The sequence below is a fragment of the Streptomyces sp. NRRL F-5123 genome (genome assembly GCF_000721495.1).
GTDB lineage: Bacteria > Actinomycetota > Actinomycetes > Streptomycetales > Streptomycetaceae > Actinacidiphila.
Genome location: NZ_JOHY01000007.1, coordinates 172106 through 193250, shown reverse-complemented (window position 1 = coordinate 193250; position 21145 = coordinate 172106). Strand labels below are relative to the sequence as shown.

The window sequence follows — 21145 nt, the reverse complement described above, 5'->3', positions numbered from 1 at the left end:
GATGTTAGCGGTCGTTAACTTGATTACCCCACGTTAACGCTCGCTAACCGGATTGTCTAGACTCGACCTCATGAACTCGACGAATTCGGCGCTCAGCCGGCGCGACCAGATCCTCAGGGAGGCCGCGCGGCTCTTCGCCGAGCGCGGCTTCCACGGCGTGGGCGTGGACGAGATAGGTGCCGCTGTCGGTATCAGCGGTCCCGGGCTCTACCGGCACTTCGCGGGCAAGGACGCGATGCTCGCCGAGCTGCTGGTGGGGATCAGCGGCCGACTGCTGACCGCCGGCCGGCGCCGGGTCGCCGAGGCGGCCGGTCCGGAGCAGGCGCTGAACGCGCTGATCCGCGGCCACATCGACTTCGCGATCGACGACCGGCCGCTGATCACCCTGCACGACCGCGAGCTGGACCGGCTGCGCGAGTCCGACCGCAAGCTCGTCCGTCAGCTCCAGCGTCAGTACGTGGAGGTGTGGGTGGGAGTGGTCGGCGCGGTCCATCCGGACGCCACGGAGCGTGAGGTGCGCACGGCTGTCCACGCCGTCTTCGGCCTGCTCAACTCGACGCCGCACCTAGGCGCCCAGGCCGTCCTCGCGAGCCGCGCCGGGATGTCCGAACTGCTGCGCAAGCTGGCTCTCGGCGCCCTGGGCGCCCTGGACAGCGCGCAGGACTGGCGGGTAACTTACTGAGCGCTTGCTTATCCCGTCCGTCGTGCCGCCCTGCCGGTGCGAGGCGGGGAAACGGCGGGCCGGTCAGTCAGTTCAGTCGTCACCACTCGCCGACGGGAGGCGCGCTGTGCGTCGTACGGTGTTCAACGAGGACCACGAAGCATTCCGCGAGACGATACGCGCCTTCATCGAGGCCGAGGTCGTCCCGGTCTACGACGAGTGGCTGGCCGCCGGCCAGGCGCCGCGCGACTTCTACCGCAAGCTCGGTGAGCTGGGCGTCTTCGGTATCGAGGTGCCCGAGGAGTTCGGCGGCGCGGGCGAGGAGAGCTTCAAGTTCCAGGCCGTCGTCACCGAGGAGTGCGCCCGCGCCGGGGTCAGCTTCGGCGGCAGCAGCGTCCACACCGGCCTGTGCCTGCCGTACGTGACGGCGTACGCCACCGAGGAGCAGAAGAAGCGCTGGCTGCCGGGCTTCGCGAGCGGCGAGACCATGTTCGCCATCGCGATGACCGAACCGGGCACGGGCTCCGACCTCGCCGGCATGAAGACCACCGCCAAGCTCTCCGCCGACGGCAGCCACTACGTGCTCAACGGTGCCAAGACCTTCATCACCGGCGGCGTCCACGCCGACCGCGTCATCGTCTGCGCGCGCACCGCGCCCGCGACGAAGGAGGACCGCCGGGCGGGCATCTCGCTCTTCGTCGTCGACACCGCGTCGGACGGCTACACGGTGGGCCGCAAGCTGGACAAGCTCGGCCTGAAGACCTCCGACACCGCGGAGCTGTCCTTCACCGACGTCCGGATCCCGCTGGAGGACCTGCTCGGCGAGGAGGGCAAGGGCTTCTCCTACCTCGGCCAGAACCTGCCCCAGGAGCGGCTGGCCATCGCGGTCGGCGCCTACGCCCAGGCCGCCGCCGCGATCCGCTTCACCAAGGCCTACGTCCAGGACCGCACGGTCTTCGGCCAGTCCGTCGCGTCGTTCCAGAACACCAAGTTCGAGCTGGCCGCCTGCCAGGCCGAGGTGGACGCCGCCCAGGCCGTCGTCGACCGCGCCCTCGACGCCCACGACGTGCGCGAGCTGACCGCCGCCGACGCCGCGTCCGCGAAGCTGTTCTGCACCGAGGTCGCCGCGCGGGTGATCGACCGCTGCCTGCAGCTCCACGGCGGATACGGTTACATGAACGAGTACCCGATCGCGCGCCTGTACGCCGACAACCGCGTCAACCGCATCTACGGCGGCACGAGCGAGGTCATGAAGTCGATCATCGCCAAGTCGATGGGCCTGTGAGCGAACTGAACGAGCCCCTGGAAGCACTGCTCGCCCTGCTCGATCTCGAACCGATCGAGCAGGACATCTTCCGCGGTGTCAGCCGCCCGGCGGTCGTGCCGCGGGTCTTCGGCGGCCAGGTCGCCGCGCAGGCCCTGGTCGCCGCCGGGCGCACCGTCCCCGCGGACCGCGGGGCGCACTCCCTGCACGCGTACTTCCTGCGTCCCGGCGACCCCGGCGCGCCGATCGTCTACCAGGTCGACCGCATCCGTGACGGCCGCTCCTTCACCACCCGGCGGGTGGTCGCGATCCAGCACGGCCAGCCGATCTTCCACCTTTCGGCCTCCTTCCAGACCGCGGAAGAGGGGCTGGAGCACCAGGAGCCGATGCCGCAGGCGCCCGACCCGGAAACGCTGCCGGACGCCGCGGAGCTGCTGCCCGCCCATGCCGACAAGTTCCCCGACCCCGGCGTCGTCGACCGGCTGCTGGAAGCGCGCGCGGCCGTCGACCTGCGCTATGTCGAGGACCCGCCGTTCCTGACCGCCGGCACCGCGCGCGAGCCGCGCTCCCAGGTCTGGTTCCGCACCCGCGGCAAGCTCGCCGACGACCCGCTGCTGCACGTGTGCCTCGCGACCTACGTGTCCGACATGACGCTGCTGGATTCCGTACTGCTCGCGCACGGGCGGGGCGGGTGGGCGGTCGGCGACGTCGTCGGCGCGAGCCTGGACCACGCCATGTGGTTCCACCGGCCCTTCCGCGCCGACGAGTGGCTGCTCTACGACCAGCACAGCCCCTCCGCCTCCGGCGGCCGCGGCCTGGCCTCGGCCCGCATCTACACCCAGGACGGCCGGCTCGCCGTCTCGGTCATCCAGGAAGGCCTGGTCCGCACCCCCCGGACCTGACGGGGTGGCCGCTCCGCTGCTCACGCCGCCGGGCCGTCCGCGAGGAGCGGCAGCCTGGCCCGTACCAGGAAGCCTCCTGACGGTGCGGGCAGCGCGGCGAATTCCCCGCCGAGCTGGACGGCGCGCTCGCGCAGCCCGGCCAGGCCGTGGCCGCCGGACGGGAGCGCGGCCGGCGGCTCGGCGCCCGGGCCGTTGCGCACCTCCACCAGCAGTTCGGTGCCCCTGCGCTCCACACGCACCCGGGTGGGGGCTCCGGGCGCGTGCTTGCGCACATTGGTCAGCGCCTCCTGCACGATGCGGTACGCGGCCTGCTGCACCTCGGCCGGCGGCTCGCCGTCCGCCCCTTCCACGACCGCGGCCAGGTCCCCGTGCGTCTGCGGCCCCGCCGCCGCGATGAGCGCCGGGATGCCGGCCAGGCCCGGGCCCGCGGCCAGCTCCCGCGCCGTCGCGGCGGGCAACCGGAGCAGGCCGACCATCCGGCGCAGCTCGTCCAGAGCGTCCCGGCTCAGCTCGCGTACGGCGCTCGCCGCGGCCCGCGCCTGCGGCCCCTTCGCCGTCGCCTCCAGCGCGCCGGACTGCACGGCGATCAGGCTGATGTGGTGGGCGACGGTGTCGTGCATCTCGCGGGCCAGCCGCGCCCGCTCGCGCACCACCGCCTGCTCCGCGGCCAGCGCGTGCTCGCGCTCCCTGCTGGCCGCCAGCTCCGCCAGCCGTCCGGTCAGCTCGCGGCGGGAAGATGCCAGCAGGCCCAGCGCGGTCGGCGCCACGGCCAGCAGTGCGGACAGCATGACCGCGAGGATCGTGTCCGACAGCGACCAGGAGACCGGGTCGCGGAAGGGCCAGGGCGCGAGGTTCACCACCGCCGCGAGCAGCGCGCAGCCGCCGATCAGCAGCGCCCGGCCGGACATCCACCCGGCCATTGCCGAGCGGCGCGTACGGCGCGGCAATATGCCACGTCCTCGCGCGGCCCCGCCCGCCGAGATCTCGTAGAGGGTGCCCATCGGCGAGAACCAGATGTAGCCGAGGGCGAGTGCGGGCAGCGTCGTCGCGTACGCCGCCAGGGGGAAGCGGTGGCGCAGGGGCAGAGCCGCCGTGCCGAGGCAGGCGAAGACCAGCGAGACGGGCCCGCCGAAGGACCGGGTGGCCCATACCTCGGTCGCGGAGAGGGCCAGCAGCGCCGTGTCGGGGGCCGCGGCGCGGAATCTCACCCGCGCTCCGGATACCGGGCCAGCCCCGACTGGTGCGCGATGACCGCGGCGGCCACCCGGTTGGGGGCGCCCAGCTTCCGCAGCACCGCGCGGACGTGGTCCTTCACCGTGCCCACGGAGATGCGCAGCTCCGCCGCGATCCGCGCGTTCGGCTCGCCCGCGGCCAGCAGTGCCAGCACGTCCCGCTCCCGCCCGGTGAGCGCGCCCACGGCGGCGCCCGGCGCCTCCCGTACATTGCCGGGCTCCCGCTCCGGTACGGGATCCGGGCCGTGGAGCGGGGCGCAGAGGAAGCCGTCGACCACGGCCCGGCCCACGGTCGGGGTGAAGACCGTGCCCCCGGAGGCGAGGATGCGCACGGCGTCGATCAGGGTGCCGACCGCGGTGTCCTTGAGCAGGAAGCCGCTGGCCCCCGCCGCCATCGCGGCCCGCAGGTGCGCGCTGGTGTCGAAGGCGGTCAGCATGGCCACCGCGGGCGGCTCCGGCAGGGCACGCAGCGCGCGCAGGACACTCAGACCGTCGTCGGGCTCGGGCATCACCGCGTCGAGCAGCACCAGGTCGGGGCGGGAGCCGGCGACCTCGTCCAGCGCCTGGTGGCCGTCACAGTCGGCGACCACGCGGATGTCGCCCGAGGATTCGAGGATGCTCCGCAGGGCTGCCCTGACCAGCGCTTCGTCGTCGACGATCGCTACCTGGACCACGCTGCCGCCCGCCTTCCTCGCCATCCTTCACTGATCGTAACGAGGGATCGGGGGCGCGTCAGGTCCACGCGGACCGCCGCGGGGCCTCAGTCGGGCTGCGGAAGCCCGGCCTGCGCCAGCAGGTACGCCGTCATCGGCGCGTACAGGTGCGGCGGCACGTTGTCGTCCAGCGGCACCGTCACCAGCACCTTCCCCTCGGCCTCGCCGACGAAGAGGGCCGGGTCGTTACTGTCGGCGAAGCCGACCGTGTCGATGCCTCGGGAGCCCGCGCAGCCCGCCCAGCCGTGGTCGGCGACCACCAGATCGGGCGGCGCCTCGCCCTGGCGCTCCAGACCGGTGAGGACCTCCCGCATGGGGTCCGGCGAGTGGGTGTGCACCAGGCCTCCGGCCCGGTGCAACATGGCGACCGACCCGACGTGCCGGATCTCGCCCCCGTCGGCGTAGAGCCGGTCGGCGGGCAGGACCAGGGTGCAGCCCGCCGCCCGCAGCGCGCGGCCGAGCGTGTGGTGCACCTCGTACAGCCCCGCGGGGTGACCGGTGGCCAGCAGTACCCGGGAGCGGTTCTCCGCCGCCTTGTGCAGCGCGACCGCCATCCGGTCCAGGCCGTCGACCGTCAGCTCCGGGTCGATCGTGTCCTGCCCGACGACATGCCCGGCGTCCGCCACCACACCGCAGCGCTCGGCCATCAGCCCGAGGACGTCCGTGCGGTCCGTCCAGCGGTCGCCGAGGTCCAGGCCGAACCAGTAGTAGCGGTTGCCCTCCGCCAGCTCGCGGTAGTGGTCGAGGTTGTTCTCCCGGCTCGTGGCGACGTCCCCGGCTATCCGGGCGCGTATCAGGTGGGAGACGAGGGCGCGGCGGGTGGGCGCGGCGGCGCCGGGATGCTTGGGCATGGGGACATTGTCCCGCCCGGCGGCCGACGCGTGCGAGGACCTGTGGATCGACGCCGAGGCGTAATAGACCGCCCGGTTGCGCGGGAACGTACAACTCGGGGACTTCCCGCGGCGGCGTACGGTCGCCGGGACCCGCACCGCGTGCGTCCTGCACGCAGAAAGGCAGTCAGCATGAGCAGCGCACAACCGCGCGGCCCCGTCGACTCCTCGCGCACCCCGCGCTTCGCAGGCCCGGCCACCTTCGCCCGGCTGCCCCGGCTGGACGAGGTGGGCAGCACCGACATCGCCGTCGTGGGCGTCCCGTTCGACAGCGGGGTGTCCTACCGCCCGGGGGCACGCTTCGGCGGCAACGCGATCCGTGAGGCGTCCCGCCTGCTGCGGCCCTACAACCCCGCGCAGGACGCGTCGCCCTTCGCACTCGCCCAGGTCGCCGACGCCGGCGACATTCCCGTCAACCCCTTCGACATCGCCGAGGCGGTGGAGGGCGTGCAGGCGGGCGCGGACGACCTGCTGGGCACGGGCGCCCGGCTGATGACACTCGGCGGCGACCACACCATCGCGCTGCCGCTGCTACGGGCCGTCGCCGGTCGCCACGGCCCCGTCGCACTGCTGCACTTCGACGCGCACCTGGACACCTGGGACACCTACTTCGGCGCCCCCTACACCCACGGGACGCCCTTCCGCCGCGCGGTCGAGGAGGGCCTGCTCGACACCTCGGCGCTCTGCCACGTCGGCACCCGCGGCCCGCTGTACGGGCGCCGCGACCTGGACGACGACGAGCGGATGGGCTTCGGCATCGTGACGTCGGCCGATGTCATGCGGCGCGGCGTCGACGAGGTGGCGCAGCAGCTCAGGGAGCGGATCGGCGACCGCCCGCTGTACGTCTCGGTCGACATCGACGTCCTGGACCCCGCCCACGCGCCCGGCACCGGCACCCCCGAGGCAGGAGGCCTGACCTCGCGCGAACTGCTGGAGATCCTGCGCGGGCTCGCCGACTGCACGCTGGTCTCCGCGGACGTCGTCGAGGTCGCCCCGGCCTACGACCACGCCGAGATCACCTCGGTCGCCGCCTCCCACACCGCCTACGAGCTCACGACGATCATGGCCCGGCAGATCGCGGCCGACCGGGACGCCTCCTAGCGGCCGCGCCGGCGCCGGCTCGCCGGCCGGAATCACCCGAAGGGATTACGACCAAGGTCGCACTCCTGTGCGACCTTGGTCGTTGTTTTTGTTGCGGGAGGATGAAATGCGCAGCTGGACGTGTTGGAGTCGCGGGGTGGACGACGGACGAATCGGTGGGAGGACGGCGTGACGACGGCGAAGCCGGAAACAGCGGCGAAGGACGGCCCGGGGCAGGGATGGCTCCGCCGGCTGTCCGCGTACTGCTGGCGGTACAGGCGCAGCGTCCTGCTGTCGCTCGGGGCGTCGCTGCTCGGCATGGCGGTCACCGCACTGGTGCCGCTCGTCCCGCGGCTGATCATCGACGACGTGATCGTCAAGCACGACAAGCCGCTCGCCCCATGGGCGTTCGCCCTTGTCGCGGCCGCGGTCGTGGTCTACGGGCTGACGTACATGCGCCGCTACTACGGCGGCCGGCTCGCGCTGGACGTGCAGCACGACCTGCGGACGGAGATGTTCGGCACGATCATGAGGCTGGACGGCCGGCGCCAGGACGAGCTGAGCACCGGCCAGGTCGTCGGCCGCGCCACCAGCGACCTCCAGCTCATCCAGGGCCTGCTCTTCATGCTGCCCATGGTCATCGGCAACCTGCTCCTCTTCCTGCTCTCGCTGGTCGTCATGCTGGTGCTCTCACCGCTGCTGACCCTGGTCGCGCTGGCGGTCGCCCCCGCGCTGTGGATCATCGCCAACCGCTCGCGCCACCGGCTCTTCCCGGCCACCTGGTACGCCCAGGGGCAGGCGGGGGCCGTCGCGGGGATCGTCGACGGCTCCGTCACCGGCGTGCGGGTGGTCAAGGGCTTCGGCCAGGAGCAGCAGGAGATGAGCAAGCTGACCGAGGTCAGCCGCAAGCTCTTCGCCGGCCGGCTGCGTACGGTCCGGCTCAGCGCCCGCTACACCCCGGCCCTGCAGGCGGTGCCGTCGCTGGGGCAGATCGGCATGCTCGCGCTCGGCGGCTGGATGGCCGCGCGCGGCCAGATCACCCTGGGCACGTTCGTCGCCTTCTCCACCTACCTGGCGCAGCTCACCGGCCCGGTGCGGATGCTGACCATGGTGCTGACCGTGGGCCAGCAGGCCAGGGCGGGTGTCGAGCGCGTCTTCGAGCTGATCGACACCGAGCCCACGCTGGAGGAGGGCACCGCGGAACTGCCCGCGGACGCGCCCGCGACCGTCGACTTCGACCACGTCACCTTCGGCTACAGCGCGGACCGCCCGGTCCTGGACGGCTTCCACCTCGCCATCGCGCCCGGCGAGACGGTCGCCGTCGTCGGCGCGTCGGGCTCGGGCAAGTCCACCGTCTCGCTGCTGCTGCCCCGCTTCTACGACGTCACCGGCGGCGCGGTGCGCGTCGGCGGCGTCGACGTGCGGGACCTGACCTTCGAGTCGCTGCGGTCGCGTATCGGCATGGTCCCCGAGGACAGCTTCCTGTTCTCCGACACCGTGCGGGCCAACATCGCCTACGGCCACCCCGACGCCACCGAGGAGCAGATCCTCGCCGCGACCCGGGCCGCCCAGGCGCACGGCTTCATCAGCGCGCTGCCGGACGGCTACGACACCGTGGTCGGCGAGCAGGGCCTCACCCTGTCCGGCGGTCAGCGCCAGCGCGTCGCCCTGGCCAGGGCGATCCTCACCGACCCGCGGCTGCTGCTGCTCGACGACGCGACCTCCGCCGTCGACGCCCGGGTGGAGGCCGAGATATTCGACGCGCTGCGCGAGGTCATGCGCGGCCGGACGACCCTCCTCATCGCCCATCGCCGCTCCACGCTGGCCCTCGCGGACCGCATCGCCGTCCTCGACGCAGGGCGGCTGTCCGACATCGGCACGCACGACGAGCTCCAGGAGCGCAGCGCGCTCTACCGCGCGCTGCTGACCGACCCGGACGCCCTCGGCGCCGACGTGATCGAGATCGACCCCGTCGCCGCCCTCGGCCGCGAGGACGGGACTGCGGAGAGCGGCGGCGCTCCGGCCGGTTCGGACGCGCCCGGGGCGGTCACGCCCGAGCTGTGGCCGGCCGACCGGCGCCGGCCGGAGCAGGAGGACGGCGCGGCCGGTGCACCGCGCGCCGGTGCGGCACCGGCCCGGCCAGGTGGCGGCCCCGGGATGATGGCCGGGGCGCTCGCGGGCATGCCGGCCACCCCGGAGCTGCTGGCGAAGGTGGCCGCGCTGCCGCCGGCCCTGGACACCCCGGAGGTCGACGAGGAGCGGGCGCGGGCCGCCGACCAGTCCTTCGGCCTGCGCGCCCTGCTGCGCGGTTTCCGCTCACCGCTGCTGGTGAGCCTGCTGCTGGTCGCGGTCGACGCCTTTGCCGGGCTGCTGCTGCCGGTGCTGATCCGGCACGGCATCGACGCGGGCGTGCGCCGCCAGGCCCTGGGCGCGGTGTGGGCGGCGTCGCTGCTCGGGCTCGGGCTGGTGCTGGCACAGTGGGCCGCCGAATGGGGCTCCGCGCTGCTGACCGGCCGGACCGGTGAGCGGGTGCTCTACACCCTGCGGGTCAAGATCTTCGCGCATCTGCACCGGCTGGGCCTCGACTACTACGAGCGCGAGCTGACCGGCCGGATCATGACGCGGATGACCACGGACGTCGACGCGCTGTCCACGTTCCTGCAGACGGGCCTGGTGACCGCGCTGGTCAGCGTGCTCACCTTCGCGGGCATCCTGGTGGCGCTGCTGCTCATCGACGTCGAGCTGGCCCTGTTGGTCTTCGCCACGCTGCCGATCCTCGTCGTCGGGACGTGGGCCTTCCGCCGGAAGTCGGTCCGCGCCTACGAGCTGGCCCGTGAGCGGGTCGCGGTCGTCAACGCCGACCTGCAGGAGCATGTCGCGGGGCTGCGTGTGGTGCAGGCCTTCCGCGGCGAGCGGAGCGGCGCCCGGCGTTTCGCGCGGCGCAGCGCCGAGTACCGCCAGGCCCGGGTGCACGGCCAGTTCCTGATCTCCGTCTACTTCCCCTTCGTGCAGCTGCTGTCCAGCGTGGCCGCCGCACTGGTGCTGATCGTCGGCGCCCACCGGGTCGGCGCGGGGACGCTGTCCGCGGGCGCCCTGGTGGCGTACCTGCTCTACATCGACCTGTTCTTCTCCCCGGTGCAGCAGCTCTCGCAGGTCTTCGACGGCTACCAGCAGGCGACGGTGTCGCTCGGCCGGATCGGCGAGCTGCTCCGCGAGCCCACCACCACCCCGGCCGCCGACGATCCGCGGCAGCCCGGCCCGCTGCGCGGCGAGATCGCCTTCCGCGACCTGCACTTCCGCTACGGCGGGCCGCAGGCCGAGGGGAGCGAGGCCCTCTCCGGCATCGACCTGCGCATACCGGCCGGCCAGACCGTCGCCTTCGTGGGCGAGACCGGCGCGGGCAAGTCGACACTGGTCAAGATGGTGGCCAGGTTCTACGACCCGACCGAGGGCGCCGTCCTGGTGGACGGCCACGACGTGCGCGAGTTCGACCTCACCGGTTACCGGCAGCAGCTCGGCGTCGTCCCGCAGGAGCCGTACCTCTTCCCCGGAACGGTGCGCGACGCCATCGCCTACGGCCGGATGGACGCCACGGACGCCGAGGTCGAGGCCGCGGCCCGCGCGGTGGGCGCGGACGCGATGATCGCCACACTGGAGGGCGGCTATCTGCACCAGGTCGCCGAGCGCGGGCGGAACCTGTCCGCGGGCCAGCGGCAGCTGATCGCGCTGGCCCGGGCCGAGCTGGTCGACCCGGCGATCCTGCTGCTGGACGAGGCCACCGCGGCGCTCGACCTGGCGACCGAGGCCCTGGTCAACCAGGCCGCCGACCGGCTGGCCACGCGCCGGACGACGCTGGTCGTCGCCCACCGCCTGAGCACGGCGGCGCGCGCCGACCGGGTCGTCGTCCTCGACCACGGGCGGGTCGTCGAGGACGGTACGCACGAGGCGCTGCTGGCCGGCGACGGGCGCTACGCGGAGCTGTGGCGGACCTTCACCGGCGAGGTGCGGGCGGCGGCCTGACGCGCCGTCCGCCCGCGCCCGCGGGGCGGTCCTCCCGGTGACGGCTCAGTAGTCCAGGCCGTAGCCGATCGGGAAGAGCGGTGTGGCCGGGTCGTCCGCGCGCGGCACGGCGACCGGCAGCCGGCCGGTCGGCGACGCCTTGCCGGCGATGACCCGGGCCACCGCGCGCATCGACACGTCCGTCCAGCCGTAGGTGGCGAGCGATGCCGCCACCGGCGGCAGGTACGCGATGTCGTAAGGGTTGCGGATGGCGACCTGCACGACCGGCACCGAAGCGGCGGCCAGGGCCGTGACGAGCGCGATCTGCGCGGTCGCGGCGGCCGTCACGTTGTAGGTGCACACCACGACGGCGTCCTTGCCGGACGCCGCGGCCACGGCCTGCTCGATCAGTGCCTGTGCGGGCGCGGTGCCGGTGGACAGCGCCTGGGCGGGGTGGCCGAGTTCGGTCAGGGCCCGCGCGAGGACGGCGGTGGGCGGGCCGCCGGTCCCCGACGGGGCTGCCGGGTCGGCTCCGACCACCAGCAGCTCGCGGTGCGAGCGGCGAGGCAGCGGCAGCACGCCCGCGTCGTTGCCGAGCAGGGTGATGCCGCGGTCGGTGATCCGGTCTGCGGTTGCGAGGTGGGCCCGGGTGCCGACTGCCCGGTCGACCCCGGCGCGGCTGACGTACGGATCGCGGAAGAGGCCCAGTCGGAGCTTGAGGGCCAGGATGCGCTCCAGCGAGACGGCCAACCGCTCCTCGGTCAGCTCGCCCGAGGCCACGGCGTCCAGGACGCCGCGGTAGGCGACGTCCAGCAGGGGCGGGTTGAGCAGCTGGTCGACACCTGCCTTGAGCGCGAGGACCGGCACCCGGTCGTCGCCGTACTTCTCCCGTACGCCCGCCATGTCGAGCGCGTCGGTGACCACCACCCCGTCGTAGCCGAGTTGCTCGCGCAGGACGCCGGTGAGGATCGGGTGGGAGAGCGTCGCCGGGTCGCCGGAGTCGTCCAGGGCGGGCACCAGGATGTGCGCGGTCATGATCGAGTCGATGCCCGCCGCGATGGCCGCGCGGAAGGGCGGGGCGTCGGTGCTCTGCCACTGTTCCAGGGTGTGGGTGATCACCGGCAGTGAGAAGTGGCTGTCGGTGCCGGTGTCGCCGTGGCCCGGGAAGTGCTTGGCGGTCGAGGCGATGCCGGCGCTCTGGTAGCCCCTCACCTGGGCGGCGGCGAGTGCGGAGACCGCGGCCGGGTCGGCGCCGAAGGAGCGCACGCCGATCACCGGGTTCGCCGGGTTGATGTTCACGTCCGAGACGGGGGAGTAGTTCTGGTTGACGCCCATCGCGGCGAGTTCGGTGCCGATCACCCGCGCCGCGGTGCGCGCGTCCGCGGGGCTTCCGTCGGCGCCCAGCGCCATGCCGCCGCCGAAGAGCGTGCCAGGCGCTCCGATACGGGCCACCGCGCCCTGCTCCTGGTCGGTGGAGATCAGCAGCGGTACGGGGGTGCCCTGCCCGAGCGCCGCACGCTGGAGGCCGTTGGACAGGTCGGCGATCTGGTGGGGGTTCTGCGTGTTGTGGGCCCAGGCGAAGTAGATGATGCCGCCGACGTGGTATTTCGCCAGCAGTTCCGCGCCGGTGGAGACACCGATCTGGCTCTGGTTGGCGGCCGCGTCCGCGGGGTCGGGGTCGGTGGCCGACGCCCCGTAGACCCGCATCACGAACAGCTGGCCGACCTTCTCCTCCAGGCTCATGCGCTGGATGAGGGAGCGGATCGTACGGCGCTGCGCGCTGCTGAGCGCGGAGCGGCCGCCGGCCGCGGCGGCGGGCGCCGCACCGGCGGCGACGACGGAGCCGGCTGCGGCGGCGGTGAGCAGGGATCGGCGGGATGGGTGATGGTGCACGACGAACTCCTTCTGACGGAGGAGGAAGGCACGCTGAAGGAAATTTCCAGGTGTACACGGATAGCGTGGAAGTTTTCGCCAGTCAATGGTCTGATCGAACCCCGCGCGAAGTCCTCCGTGCGGCCTACTCCCGCTCGGTGCGCCTGATCCTCCGTCAGGCGAACTCCGGCCGCGCCGGCATGTGCTCGCGCGGCACCTGGAAGACCACCGAGACCCGGAAGGCCACCACGCACTCCGGCAGTGGCTCGGGCTGACTGACGTGCAGCTCCAGCTGGTTGCCCGACACCCGCAGGGCGGCCGCGGTGGCCGTGCTGCACCCGGTCGGCCGCGTCCAGCCGACCAGCACCTGCCGGGTGAAGTCCGTGCCTCGCGCCACGGCGGTCAGCTGCGCCCTGGCCTGCCCGTCGGTGAAGGCCGCGGCATAGCGCTCGGCGTCGGCTCGGCTGCCGAGAACCTCGTGGCCGTCACGGGGGCCGCGGGGGGCCGGGCTGAAGAAGACCACCTGCCCCACGGACGTCCCGTCACCCGCGGTCGGGGAGGTGCTCGCCGGCCCGGGCGTGCCCTGCTGCCCGCCCGAGCTCTCCTGCGTCCCGCACCCGGCGCCCACCAGGGCGAGAGCCGCCGCCAGCACCACGGCCGCAGCCGCCCTGCCCGAAGTCGTCGTCACCGTCATGCCGGTGGGACGGGCCACCCGCCCCACCGGTTCCTTGCCCCTGGCGGGGCGTCAGGCCGCCGCGGGCCAGTGGGCGCGCAGCGTGGCCACCGCCACCTCGATCGACGGCCTGCGCGCGGCACCCTGCCGCCACAGGGCGTAGAGCCGCCGCACCGGGGCGGGATCCAGCCGCAGCACCCGCACCCCCTCGGGTATCGCCCCGCGCCCGAGTCTGGGCACCAGTGCGATGCCGAGTCCCGCCGCCACGAGCGCCACCTGCGTGCCGTACTCGCCCACCTGGAAGGCCATGTCCGGCTCCCGGCCGGCCTCTCGCAGCGTCCGCACCAGCCAGTCGTGGCAGACCGAGCCCGGCGGCTGGCAGATCCACCGCTCGGCCGCCACATCGGACCGCACCAACCGCTCCCGGTCCGCCAGCCGGTGGCCCGCGGGCACCAGCACGTCGCATGTGTCGTCTCCGATGGCGCACCGTTCCACACCCTCGGGAGCCGGGAGCGGCGCGATGTCCCAGTCGTGCGCCACCGCCAGGTCCACCACGCCGCGCGCCACCAGATCCACCGACAGGTGGGCGTCCACCTCCAGGAGCCGCAGCTCGAGCGCCGGGCAGGTCGCCGCCAGCTCCGCCAGAACCGAGGGCAGCAGCCCGCTGGCCGCGGTGGGGAACGCCGCCAGCGTCAGCCGCCCCGACGGCCTGCCCCGCTGCTCCTCCAGCGCCACCTCCGCCTGCTCCACGATCACCATCAACTGCTCGGCAGTCGCGACCAGCAGCTGCGCGGCGTCGGTCAGCGTCACCCCGCGCCCCTGCCGTTCGAGCAGGACCGTCCGTGTCTCCCGCTCCAGCTTCGAGATCTGCTGCGACACCGCCGAGGGCGTGTATCCCAGCGCTGTCGCCGCGGCGCCGATGGAGCCGTGCGCGTGCACGGCGTGCAGCGCCTTCAGCCGCCCCAGGTCGAGCATGCGTCCCTCCTCCGCTCCGCGGACCTCACCTGCCTCCGGACCGCTCCCGGACCGCTTCCGGACCGCTCCCGGACCGGACCCGACGGCCGGCCGGCCCGGATGCCGCGGCCCCGCCGTACGTCAGGCGGACTCCATCAGGAGCCGGGCCAGATGCTCCTGGGCGGCCCCCAGCAGCCCCGGCAGCTCCGGGACCTGCGGATACCAGCGCTTCTCGTACTCCCAGCAGAGCCAGCCGTCCCACTCCGCCCGGCTGAGCACCTCGACCGTCTCCGCCAGCGGCAGCGCACCGGCCCCCAGCGGCAGCGGGGTGGTGTCGGCCGCCGAGGCGATGTCCTTGACCTGGACGTACCCCAGATACGGCGCCAGCGCCGCGAAACTCGCCGCGGGCTGTTCTCCCGCGAGCCAGGTGTGCATGACGTCCCAGAGCGCACCGGCGCCCGTGTGCCCGACCCGCCCGACCACGCGCGCGACATCGGCGCCGGCGCGGTGCGAGTCATGGGTCTCCAGCAGCACCCTGACCCCCAGGTCGGCCGCCGCCGGAGCCGCCGCCGCGAGCCGCCGGGCGGCCAGCGCGTCCGCCTCCTCGGCCGGCAGGTCCTTGCCCCCGGGGAAGACCCGCAGGAATGATGCCCCGAGGTCGCGGGCCAGGGTCACACCCGCGGCGATCTCGTCCAGCACCGGCTGATCGTCCCCGGCTGCGGCCACCGTGGCGTATCCGGCCACCGTCAGGATCTCGATGCCGGCCTTGCCGAACTCCGCGACCACATCAGCTCTCTGATCCGCGGACAGGCCGGTGTGGACCGGACCCTCGGGGCTCGCGCGGAGTTCGACGCCGTGGAAGCCGTTGTCCGCGGCAAGCCGGGCCACCTGGTCGACGGGCAGTTCGGGAACACCGAGAGTGGAGAACGCGAATCTCATTCGCCGGACACTAGGCACCTGATCCGGCCTGGTCAACCGTCTTCCGGCGGCGTGGCAGGCCGCCGTACGGCCCGCAGACGTGCACCGGCTGCCGCCGGGCTAGAGGGTGAGATGCCAGTCCTGGCCCATGAGAGCCTTGCCGAAGCTGTGGTGCGGCTGCTCGCCGACCAGCCGGAAGCCGGCCCGCTGATAGATCGACCGGGCATGGCCCAGCACGTCGTTCGTCCACAGCACCATGTCGCGGTAGTCCGCCGAACGGGCGAAGGCCAGGCACTCCTCGACCAGCCGCCGGCCTATCCCGTGCCCGCGCGCCGACGGGTCGACCAGCAGCAGCCGCAGCCGCGCCGTGCCGGGCAGCGTGTCGCGTACACAGAAGACGCACCCGGCGCGCCGCCCGTCCAGCTCGGCTATCCACACGGCCTCACACCCCGGCTCCCGCGTTTCGGCGAAATCCGCGACGATACGCGCGACCAGCGTCTCGTACTCCTCGTTCCACCCGAACTCCTCCGCGTAGACCGCCGCGTTGCGCTCCACGACCCACCCCAGATCACCCGGGCGCGGCCCGCGCAGGGTGACCCGGCCCTTCGCGGGGGGCCGGGCGCTGTCCCGCAGGATCTCCCGCACCGTCCGCATGGCCTCGGCCAGCCGCGGACGGTCTTCCGGCGCTATCCGGTCGACCAGCGTGGCCACGGCTTCCTGTGACTTCTCCTCCAGCAGCCCAGCTGCCTCCCGGCCCTGGTCGGTCAGCTCTATCCGCTGCCTTCTCGCGTCCTCGGCGGACGGGCCGCGCGTGACGAGCCGCTGCTCCTCGAAGCGGGCGAGCATCCTGCTGAGATACCCGGCGTCCAGCGACAGTTCGAGCCGCAGGTCCGCGGCGTCGGTGCGCGGGGCGTGCGCCAGCTCGTACAGCACGCGCGCTTCGGTGAGAGTGAAGGGCGTGTGCAGGTGGCGGCTGTAGTCGAGCGCGCCGATGAGGTTGGTGTAAAAGCGGTTGAACTCGCGGATTTCTCTGACGGCCATGGTGTGTCCCCCGTCCTGCCGTTGAGCCGGTCACTGCCCGACCGGTCGAACCTTGACTGAGTCAAAGGTAGGCCGACGGGTGGCCCGGACGGAAGGGGGCTTTCGCCGCCTGTGGACAACTCTCAGACGCGCCCGGCGGCCGGAGGCGCGGTCGACCCGCGGACCATCAGTTCGGTCGCGATCGTGGTCACCCCGCCGGGCGGGGGCGCGAGCCGCCCCATCACCAGCCGGCCGGCCCGCGCGCCCGCCTCCTGGAGCGGAATGCGGACCGTGGTCAGCGCGGGCGAGGCGTCGGCGCTGAAGGGCAGGTCGTCGAATCCGGCCACCGACACGTCCGCAGGGATGCGCAGCCCGCGGTCGCGCAGCGCGGCGCAGACGCCGAGGGCAACCGTGTCGTTGGCGGCGACGACCGCGGTGACGTCGGTGTTCCGGCGGAGCAGTTCGAGCGTCGCGTCGTAGCCGGCGTTCCGGTCGTAGCCGCCGTGCACGGTCAGCGGGTCGTCCGCGGTGTCCTCCGCCGTGCCGGTGCCGGCCGTCCTGTGGCGCGGCGCGAGGCCGTGGGCGGCGAGCGCGGCGCGGTGGCCCGCCAGTCGGTCGCCGGTGGTGCTGCGTTCCGCGGGCCCCGTCACGTAACCGATGCGGCGGTGGCCGAGTGAGAGAAGATGCTCCGTCAGCCGCCGGGCCCCGCCGAAGTTGTCGAACGCCAGAGTGGTCAGCGGCCCCGTCCCGCCCGGAAGGGTCAGCGGCGGGCGGCCGCACAGCACGATGCGCGTACCGGACGCGGCCAGGCGTGCGAGGCGGGCGCTGACGGAATCGGTGTGTGCGGGGCTGTCCACGGCGCCGCCGGTGAGGACCACGCCTGCGGCCCGCTGGCGCTCCAGCAGGGTGAGGTAGGTGAGTTCGGCCTCCGGCGAGCCGCCGGTGTTGCAGACGACGGTCAGCTTGCCGCCCGGCTCGGCGGCGCTCACTCCGACCTCCGCCTGGAGCGCGCTGGCGATGATCCCGAAGAAGGGGTCGGCGACATCGTTGACCAGCACGCCCACCAGGTCGGATGTTGCGGCGGCGAGTGCGCGTGCCTGGCCGTTGACCACGTAGTCCAGTTCGGCCACCGCGCGCTGCACCCGCTCGCGGGTGCTTCCGGCCACCGGGTAGTTGCCGTTGAGCACCCGGGAGACCGTGGCGGACGACACCCCGGCGCGTGCCGCGACATCGGCCAGAGTCACTGCCATCTCGCTGCCGTCCTCCGTCTTCTGGTCCTTCGGCTCCGACCGGACCTGTCGGTGGTGACCGGCTGTGCGGGCCGTGGGCTGGATCGCGTGGTCCCGCGGGTCATGTTCTCATCCCGGCAGCCCGGGCGTCATCGGGAGTGCGCTCCAGAGCGACAGCAAGCGCTTTCTCCCCTCGTGGTGCCTCTTGCTCGAAACGGGACTCGCGGGTTAGCGTGGGACCGAAAGAAAGCGCTTGCTGTACGCCTTGCTGCGGCGCTCGCCATCAGTTGCCGCCGTGGGTTCCGCACCGGCCGGGCCCGCCGAACCACCGAGAAGAGGACCCCACGTGACACGCAGGACTGTGCGGATCGCCATGAACGGCGTCACCGGACGCATGGGATACCGGCAGCACTTGGTCCGCTCCATCCTCAGCCTGCGCGAGCAGGGCGGGCTCGACCTGGGAGACGGCACCGTGCTGTGGCCGGAACCCGTCCTGGTCGGCCGACGGGAGCACGCGCTGCGCGCCATCGCGGAGCAGCACGGCATCGAGAACTGGTCGACGGACCTGGACGCGGTACTGGCCGACCCGTCGATCGAGATCTACTTCGACGCCCAGGTGACCTCGGCACGCGAGGCCGCGGTCAAGCAGGCCATCGCGGCCGGCAAGCACATCTACTGCGAGAAGCCGACTGCCACGTCGCTGGACGGGGCGCTGGAGTTGGCCAGGCTCGCGCAGGAGGCGGGCGTCAAGCACGGCGTGGTCCAGGACAAGATCTTTCTTCCCGGCCTGCTGAAGCTCAAACGGCTCGTCGACGGCGGCTTCTTCGGCCGGATCCTGTCCATCCGCGGCGAGTTCGGCTACTGGGTCTTCGAGGGCGACTGGCAGAGCGCGCAGCGCCCGTCGTGGAACTACCGCGCGGAGGACGGCGGGGGTATCACCGCGGACATGTTCCCGCACTGGGACTATGTCCTGCACGAGATCTTCGGCCGGGTGCGTACGGTCCAGGCGCTCACCACCACCCATGTCCCGCAGCGCTGGGACGAGCGCGGTAAGCCGTACGACGCCACAGCCGACGACGCCGCATACGGCATCTTCGAACTCGAGGGCGGCGCCGTGGCACAGATCAACTCCTCCTGGACCGTCCGCGTCAACCGGGACGAGCTGGTGGAGTTCCAGGTCGACGGCACCCACGGCTCGGCCGTCGCGGGGCTTCGCAATTGCCGCGCCCAGCACCGGTCCGCCACCCCCAAGCCGGTGTGGAACCCGGACCTGCCCGCGACGGAGGTCTTCCGCGACCAGTGGCAGGAGGTCCCCGACAACACCGACTTCGGCAACGGCTTCAAGGCGCAGTGGGAGCTCTTCCTGCGCCATGTCGTCCTCGACGAGCCCTGGCGCTGGGACCTGCTGGCGGGTGCGCGCGGCGTCCAGCTGGCGGAACTCGGCCTGAGGTCCTCCGCGGAGGGCCGCCGGTTCGACGTGCCGGAGCTGTCGCTGTGAGCATCGAACTGCCCGACGAGTCGGGAACGACCCGCCGGTACGTGCCGCGCACGGAAGCCGTGGCAATGGCCACGGATCTGCCGCTGCGCAGCCGGGTCGTCTATTCGGCCGCCCATGTGGTGGCCGATCCGCTGCGCGCCGCGGCGGACGCCCCCGCGGCGGTGGACTGGGACGCGACGCTCGCCTTCAGGCGCCACCTGTGGGCGCACGGCCTCGGTGTCGCCGAGGCCATGGACACCGCCCAGCGGGGTATGGGCCTGGACTGGGCCGGGGCCGCCGAGCTGATCCGCCGTTCCGCAGCCGAGGCGCGGTCGGTGGGCGGCCGGATCGCCTGCGGGGTCGGCACCGACCAGCTGACCGGTCCCGCCACGCTTGCCGAGGTGACGGCCGCATACGAGGAGCAGCTCGCCCTCGTCGAGGCCGCCGGAGCGCAGGCCGTGCTGATGGCCTCGCGGGCGCTGGCGGCCGCCGCAAAGGGCCCGGACGACTACCTGCGGGTGTACGGGCATCTGCTGCGGCAGGCCGCCGAGCCGGTGATCCTGCACTGGCTCGGCCCGATGTTCGACCCGGCACTCGACGGCTACTGGGGCAGCGCCGACCTGGACGCGGCGACCGAGACCTTTTTGGAGGTCGTCGCAGCGCACCCGGACAAGGTCGACGGCGTGAAGATCTCACTGCTGGACGCGCGGCGCGAGGTGGAGCTGCGCCGCCGGCTCCCCGGCGGGGTGCGCTGCTACACCGGCGACGACTTCAACTACCCCGAGCTGATCGCCGGGGACGAGCAGGGCTTCAGCCACGCGCTGCTCGGCATCTTCGACCCGCTGGCGCCGCTGGCCTCCGCGGCGGTCAGCGTCCTGGACACGGGTGACAAGAACGGGTTCCGCCGGATCCTGGACCCCACCGTCGAACTGTCGCGCCACCTGTTCTGCGCGCCGACGCGCTTCTACAAGACGGGCGTGGTCCTGCTCGCCTGGCTGGCAGGCCACCAGCAGCACTTCACCATGGTCGGCGGGCTGCAGTCGGCGCGCTCGCTGCCGCATCTGGCGCGCGCCTACGCACTCGCCGACCAGGTCGGGCTCTTTCCCGATCCCGCCCTCGCGGAGGACCGGATGCGCCGGCTGCTGACCCTGCACGGAGTGGACGCATGACAGACACCGGACGGACTGAGCCGTACGGCCTCGCACGGCTGAGCATCAACCAGGAGACGGTCAAGCAGTGGTCGCTGCCGGACCTGGCCGAGGGATGCCGGGCCGCGGGCATCGACAAGGTCGGGCTGTGGCGCGCGCCGGTGCAGGAGTACGGCGTGGAACGCGCCGCGCGCCTGATGCGGGACAGCGGGCTGACGGTGACCTCGCTGTGCCGCGGCGGCTTCTTCACCGCTACGGACGCGGAACTGCGTGCCCGGGCGCTGGACGACAACCGCGCGGCGATCGACGAGGCAGCCACCCTGGGGACGGGCACGCTCGTGCTGGTGTCCGGGGGCCTGCCGGCCGGTGACAGGGGCATCGCGGCGGCGCGCGAGCGGGTGGCCGACGCAGTGGCGGAGCTCGCCCCGTACGCCGGGGAACGGGGGGTGCGGCTGGCGATCGAACCGCTGCACCCGATGTATGCCTCCGACCGGTGCGTGATCTCCACACTCGGGCAGGCACTGGAGATCGCCGAGCGCTTTCCCGCCGACCAGGTCGGTGTCGTCGTCGACACCTACCACCTGTGGTGGGACGACCAGGCGCCGGCGTACACCCGGCGCGCCGGGGAGGGCGGCAGGATCGCGGCCTTCCAGCTCGCCGACTGGGTCACGCCGCTTCCGGAGGGAGTGCTCCTCGGGCGCGGCCAGCTCGGTGACGGGTGCATCGATCTGCGCGGGTGGCGGGAGACGGTGGACGCGGCGGGTTACCGGGGCGCCGTCGAGGTGGAGATCTTCAACCCGGCGCTGTGGGCGAGGGAGGGTGCCGACGTCGTCGCGGAGATCGCGGAGAGGTACGTGAGGCACGTCAGCTGAAAAAATCTTGAGAAGTATGGCGGTCGTAGGACAACCCTGACGGCCGGTGGCATGTCGTATAAGGCGTCACGGCTTCCGGGAGGGCTTCTGGGAAGCCGTGAGGGTAATACGCCCGAGGGGGGCTTCGGGGGTGGTAGGACGGGAGCGGGGTCCGGTGTGCCGGGCCCCGCTCCCGTCTTGTTTCCGCGTACGTGTGGGCGCCGCCCGCGGGGTTGTCCACAGGCCGCGAACGCCGTGTCCC

General features: G+C 73.0%; 17 protein-coding genes. 8 read left to right on the top strand and 9 right to left on the bottom strand.

Features of this window, described 5'->3' with window-relative positions:
* Window positions 1-70 precede the first annotated feature (70 nt).
* The 3 genes from IH54_RS0109190 (at window position 71) to tesB (ending at window position 2827) form a co-directional block, all read left to right on the top strand.
* Window positions 71-682: a TetR/AcrR family transcriptional regulator gene (locus IH54_RS0109190; RefSeq protein WP_031514733.1), complete on the top strand. Its 612-nt coding sequence runs from the start codon at window positions 71-73 to the stop codon at window positions 680-682.
* Window positions 683-788: 106 nt separating this feature from the next.
* Window positions 789-1946, top strand: coding sequence for an acyl-CoA dehydrogenase family protein (locus IH54_RS0109185; protein ID WP_031514730.1), 1158 nt, complete (start codon window positions 789-791; stop codon window positions 1944-1946).
* Between the two features lie 5 nt (window positions 1947-1951).
* Window positions 1952-2827: an acyl-CoA thioesterase II gene (tesB, locus tag IH54_RS0109180; protein ID WP_031514728.1), complete on the top strand. Its 876-nt coding sequence runs from the start codon at window positions 1952-1954 to the stop codon at window positions 2825-2827.
* A 20-nt stretch (window positions 2828-2847) separates the two neighbouring features.
* Here tesB and IH54_RS0109175 read toward each other — a convergent pair whose 3' ends face one another.
* From IH54_RS0109175 to IH54_RS0109165, 3 genes are all read right to left on the bottom strand, one after another.
* Window positions 2848-4035 (bottom strand): sensor histidine kinase, encoded by a 1188-nt coding sequence (locus tag IH54_RS0109175; protein ID WP_031514726.1) that lies wholly within the window; start codon window positions 4033-4035, stop codon window positions 2848-2850.
* Complete coding sequence (locus tag IH54_RS0109170; protein WP_031514724.1) at window positions 4032-4757, bottom strand: response regulator; 726 nt, start codon at window positions 4755-4757, stop codon at window positions 4032-4034. The genes IH54_RS0109175 and IH54_RS0109170 overlap by 4 nt, the downstream gene beginning before the upstream one ends.
* Window positions 4758-4819: 62 nt before the next feature.
* On the bottom strand, window positions 4820-5623 hold the full coding sequence (locus IH54_RS0109165) for a phosphatase (protein ID WP_031514722.1): 804 nt from the start codon (window positions 5621-5623) through the stop codon (window positions 4820-4822).
* Window positions 5624-5794: 171 nt separating this feature from the next.
* On the opposite strand from IH54_RS0109165, the gene speB reads away from it, so the two are divergent.
* Both speB and IH54_RS0109155 read left to right on the top strand, forming a co-directional pair.
* Complete coding sequence (gene speB, locus IH54_RS0109160; RefSeq protein ID WP_031514720.1) at window positions 5795-6763, top strand: agmatinase; 969 nt, start codon at window positions 5795-5797, stop codon at window positions 6761-6763.
* 168 nt (window positions 6764-6931) lie between these two features.
* Window positions 6932-10762, top strand: coding sequence for an ABC transporter ATP-binding protein (locus IH54_RS0109155; protein WP_052397231.1), 3831 nt, complete (start codon window positions 6932-6934; stop codon window positions 10760-10762).
* Between the two features lie 45 nt (window positions 10763-10807).
* On the opposite strand, the gene IH54_RS0109150 is transcribed toward IH54_RS0109155, so the two are convergent.
* The 6 genes from IH54_RS0109150 to IH54_RS0109125 form a co-directional block, all read right to left on the bottom strand.
* A complete protein-coding gene (locus IH54_RS0109150; RefSeq protein ID WP_031514716.1) occupies window positions 10808-12634 on the bottom strand; it encodes a glycoside hydrolase family 3 protein in 1827 nt (608 codons plus the stop codon).
* A gap of 154 nt (window positions 12635-12788) precedes the next feature.
* Entirely contained in the window at window positions 12789-13325 is a 537-nt protein-coding gene (locus IH54_RS0109145; protein WP_159011720.1) for a hypothetical protein, read from the bottom strand.
* A 33-nt stretch (window positions 13326-13358) separates the two neighbouring features.
* Window positions 13359-14261: a LysR family transcriptional regulator gene (locus IH54_RS0109140; RefSeq protein ID WP_031514712.1), complete on the bottom strand. Its 903-nt coding sequence runs from the start codon at window positions 14259-14261 to the stop codon at window positions 13359-13361.
* Between the two features lie 120 nt (window positions 14262-14381).
* Window positions 14382-15179, bottom strand: a complete 798-nt coding sequence (locus IH54_RS0109135) for a sugar phosphate isomerase/epimerase family protein (protein ID WP_031514710.1) — start codon at window positions 15177-15179, stop codon at window positions 14382-14384.
* Between the two features lie 99 nt (window positions 15180-15278).
* A complete protein-coding gene (locus IH54_RS0109130) occupies window positions 15279-16199 on the bottom strand; it encodes a bifunctional helix-turn-helix transcriptional regulator/GNAT family N-acetyltransferase (protein WP_031514708.1) in 921 nt (306 codons plus the stop codon).
* A 122-nt stretch (window positions 16200-16321) separates the two neighbouring features.
* On the bottom strand, window positions 16322-17428 hold the full coding sequence (locus tag IH54_RS0109125) for a LacI family DNA-binding transcriptional regulator (RefSeq protein ID WP_031514706.1): 1107 nt from the start codon (window positions 17426-17428) through the stop codon (window positions 16322-16324).
* Window positions 17429-17753: 325 nt separating this feature from the next.
* Here IH54_RS0109125 and IH54_RS0109120 point away from each other — a divergent pair, with 325 nt between their 5' ends.
* From IH54_RS0109120 to IH54_RS0109110, 3 genes are read left to right on the top strand one after another with little or no spacing between them, the layout of a single operon-like run.
* Window positions 17754-18905: a Gfo/Idh/MocA family protein gene (locus tag IH54_RS0109120; protein ID WP_031514704.1), complete on the top strand. Its 1152-nt coding sequence runs from the start codon at window positions 17754-17756 to the stop codon at window positions 18903-18905.
* On the top strand, window positions 18902-20053 hold the full coding sequence (locus IH54_RS0109115; protein ID WP_031514702.1) for a dihydrodipicolinate synthase family protein: 1152 nt from the start codon (window positions 18902-18904) through the stop codon (window positions 20051-20053). The genes IH54_RS0109120 and IH54_RS0109115 overlap by 4 nt, the downstream gene beginning before the upstream one ends.
* Window positions 20050-20904 carry a sugar phosphate isomerase/epimerase family protein gene (locus IH54_RS0109110; protein WP_031514700.1) on the top strand — a complete coding sequence of 285 codons (855 nt, stop codon included), beginning with the start codon at window positions 20050-20052 and terminating at the stop codon, window positions 20902-20904. The genes IH54_RS0109115 and IH54_RS0109110 overlap by 4 nt, the downstream gene beginning before the upstream one ends.
* Window positions 20905-21145 lie beyond the last annotated feature (241 nt).

What these genes read in the sequence shown, in the direction of transcription:
- speB (WP_031514720.1), top strand. Translation starts at nt 5,795, where the DNA reads ATGAGCAGCGCACAACCGCGCGGCCCCGTCGACTCCTCGCGCACCCCG.
- IH54_RS0109130 (WP_031514708.1), bottom strand. Translation starts at nt 16,199, where the DNA reads ATGGCCGTCAGAGAAATCCGCGAGTTCAACCGCTTTTACACCAACCTC.
- IH54_RS0109140 (WP_031514712.1), bottom strand. Translation starts at nt 14,261, where the DNA reads ATGCTCGACCTGGGGCGGCTGAAGGCGCTGCACGCCGTGCACGCGCAC.
- IH54_RS0109135 (WP_031514710.1), bottom strand. Translation starts at nt 15,179, where the DNA reads ATGAGATTCGCGTTCTCCACTCTCGGTGTTCCCGAACTGCCCGTCGAC.
- IH54_RS0109190 (WP_031514733.1), top strand. Translation starts at nt 71, where the DNA reads ATGAACTCGACGAATTCGGCGCTCAGCCGGCGCGACCAGATCCTCAGG.
- IH54_RS0109125 (WP_031514706.1), bottom strand. Translation starts at nt 17,428, where the DNA reads ATGGCAGTGACTCTGGCCGATGTCGCGGCACGCGCCGGGGTGTCGTCC.
- IH54_RS0109110 (WP_031514700.1), top strand. Translation starts at nt 20,050, where the DNA reads ATGACAGACACCGGACGGACTGAGCCGTACGGCCTCGCACGGCTGAGC.
- IH54_RS0109165 (WP_031514722.1), bottom strand. Translation starts at nt 5,623, where the DNA reads ATGCCCAAGCATCCCGGCGCCGCCGCGCCCACCCGCCGCGCCCTCGTC.
- IH54_RS0109170 (WP_031514724.1), bottom strand. Translation starts at nt 4,757, where the DNA reads ATGGCGAGGAAGGCGGGCGGCAGCGTGGTCCAGGTAGCGATCGTCGAC.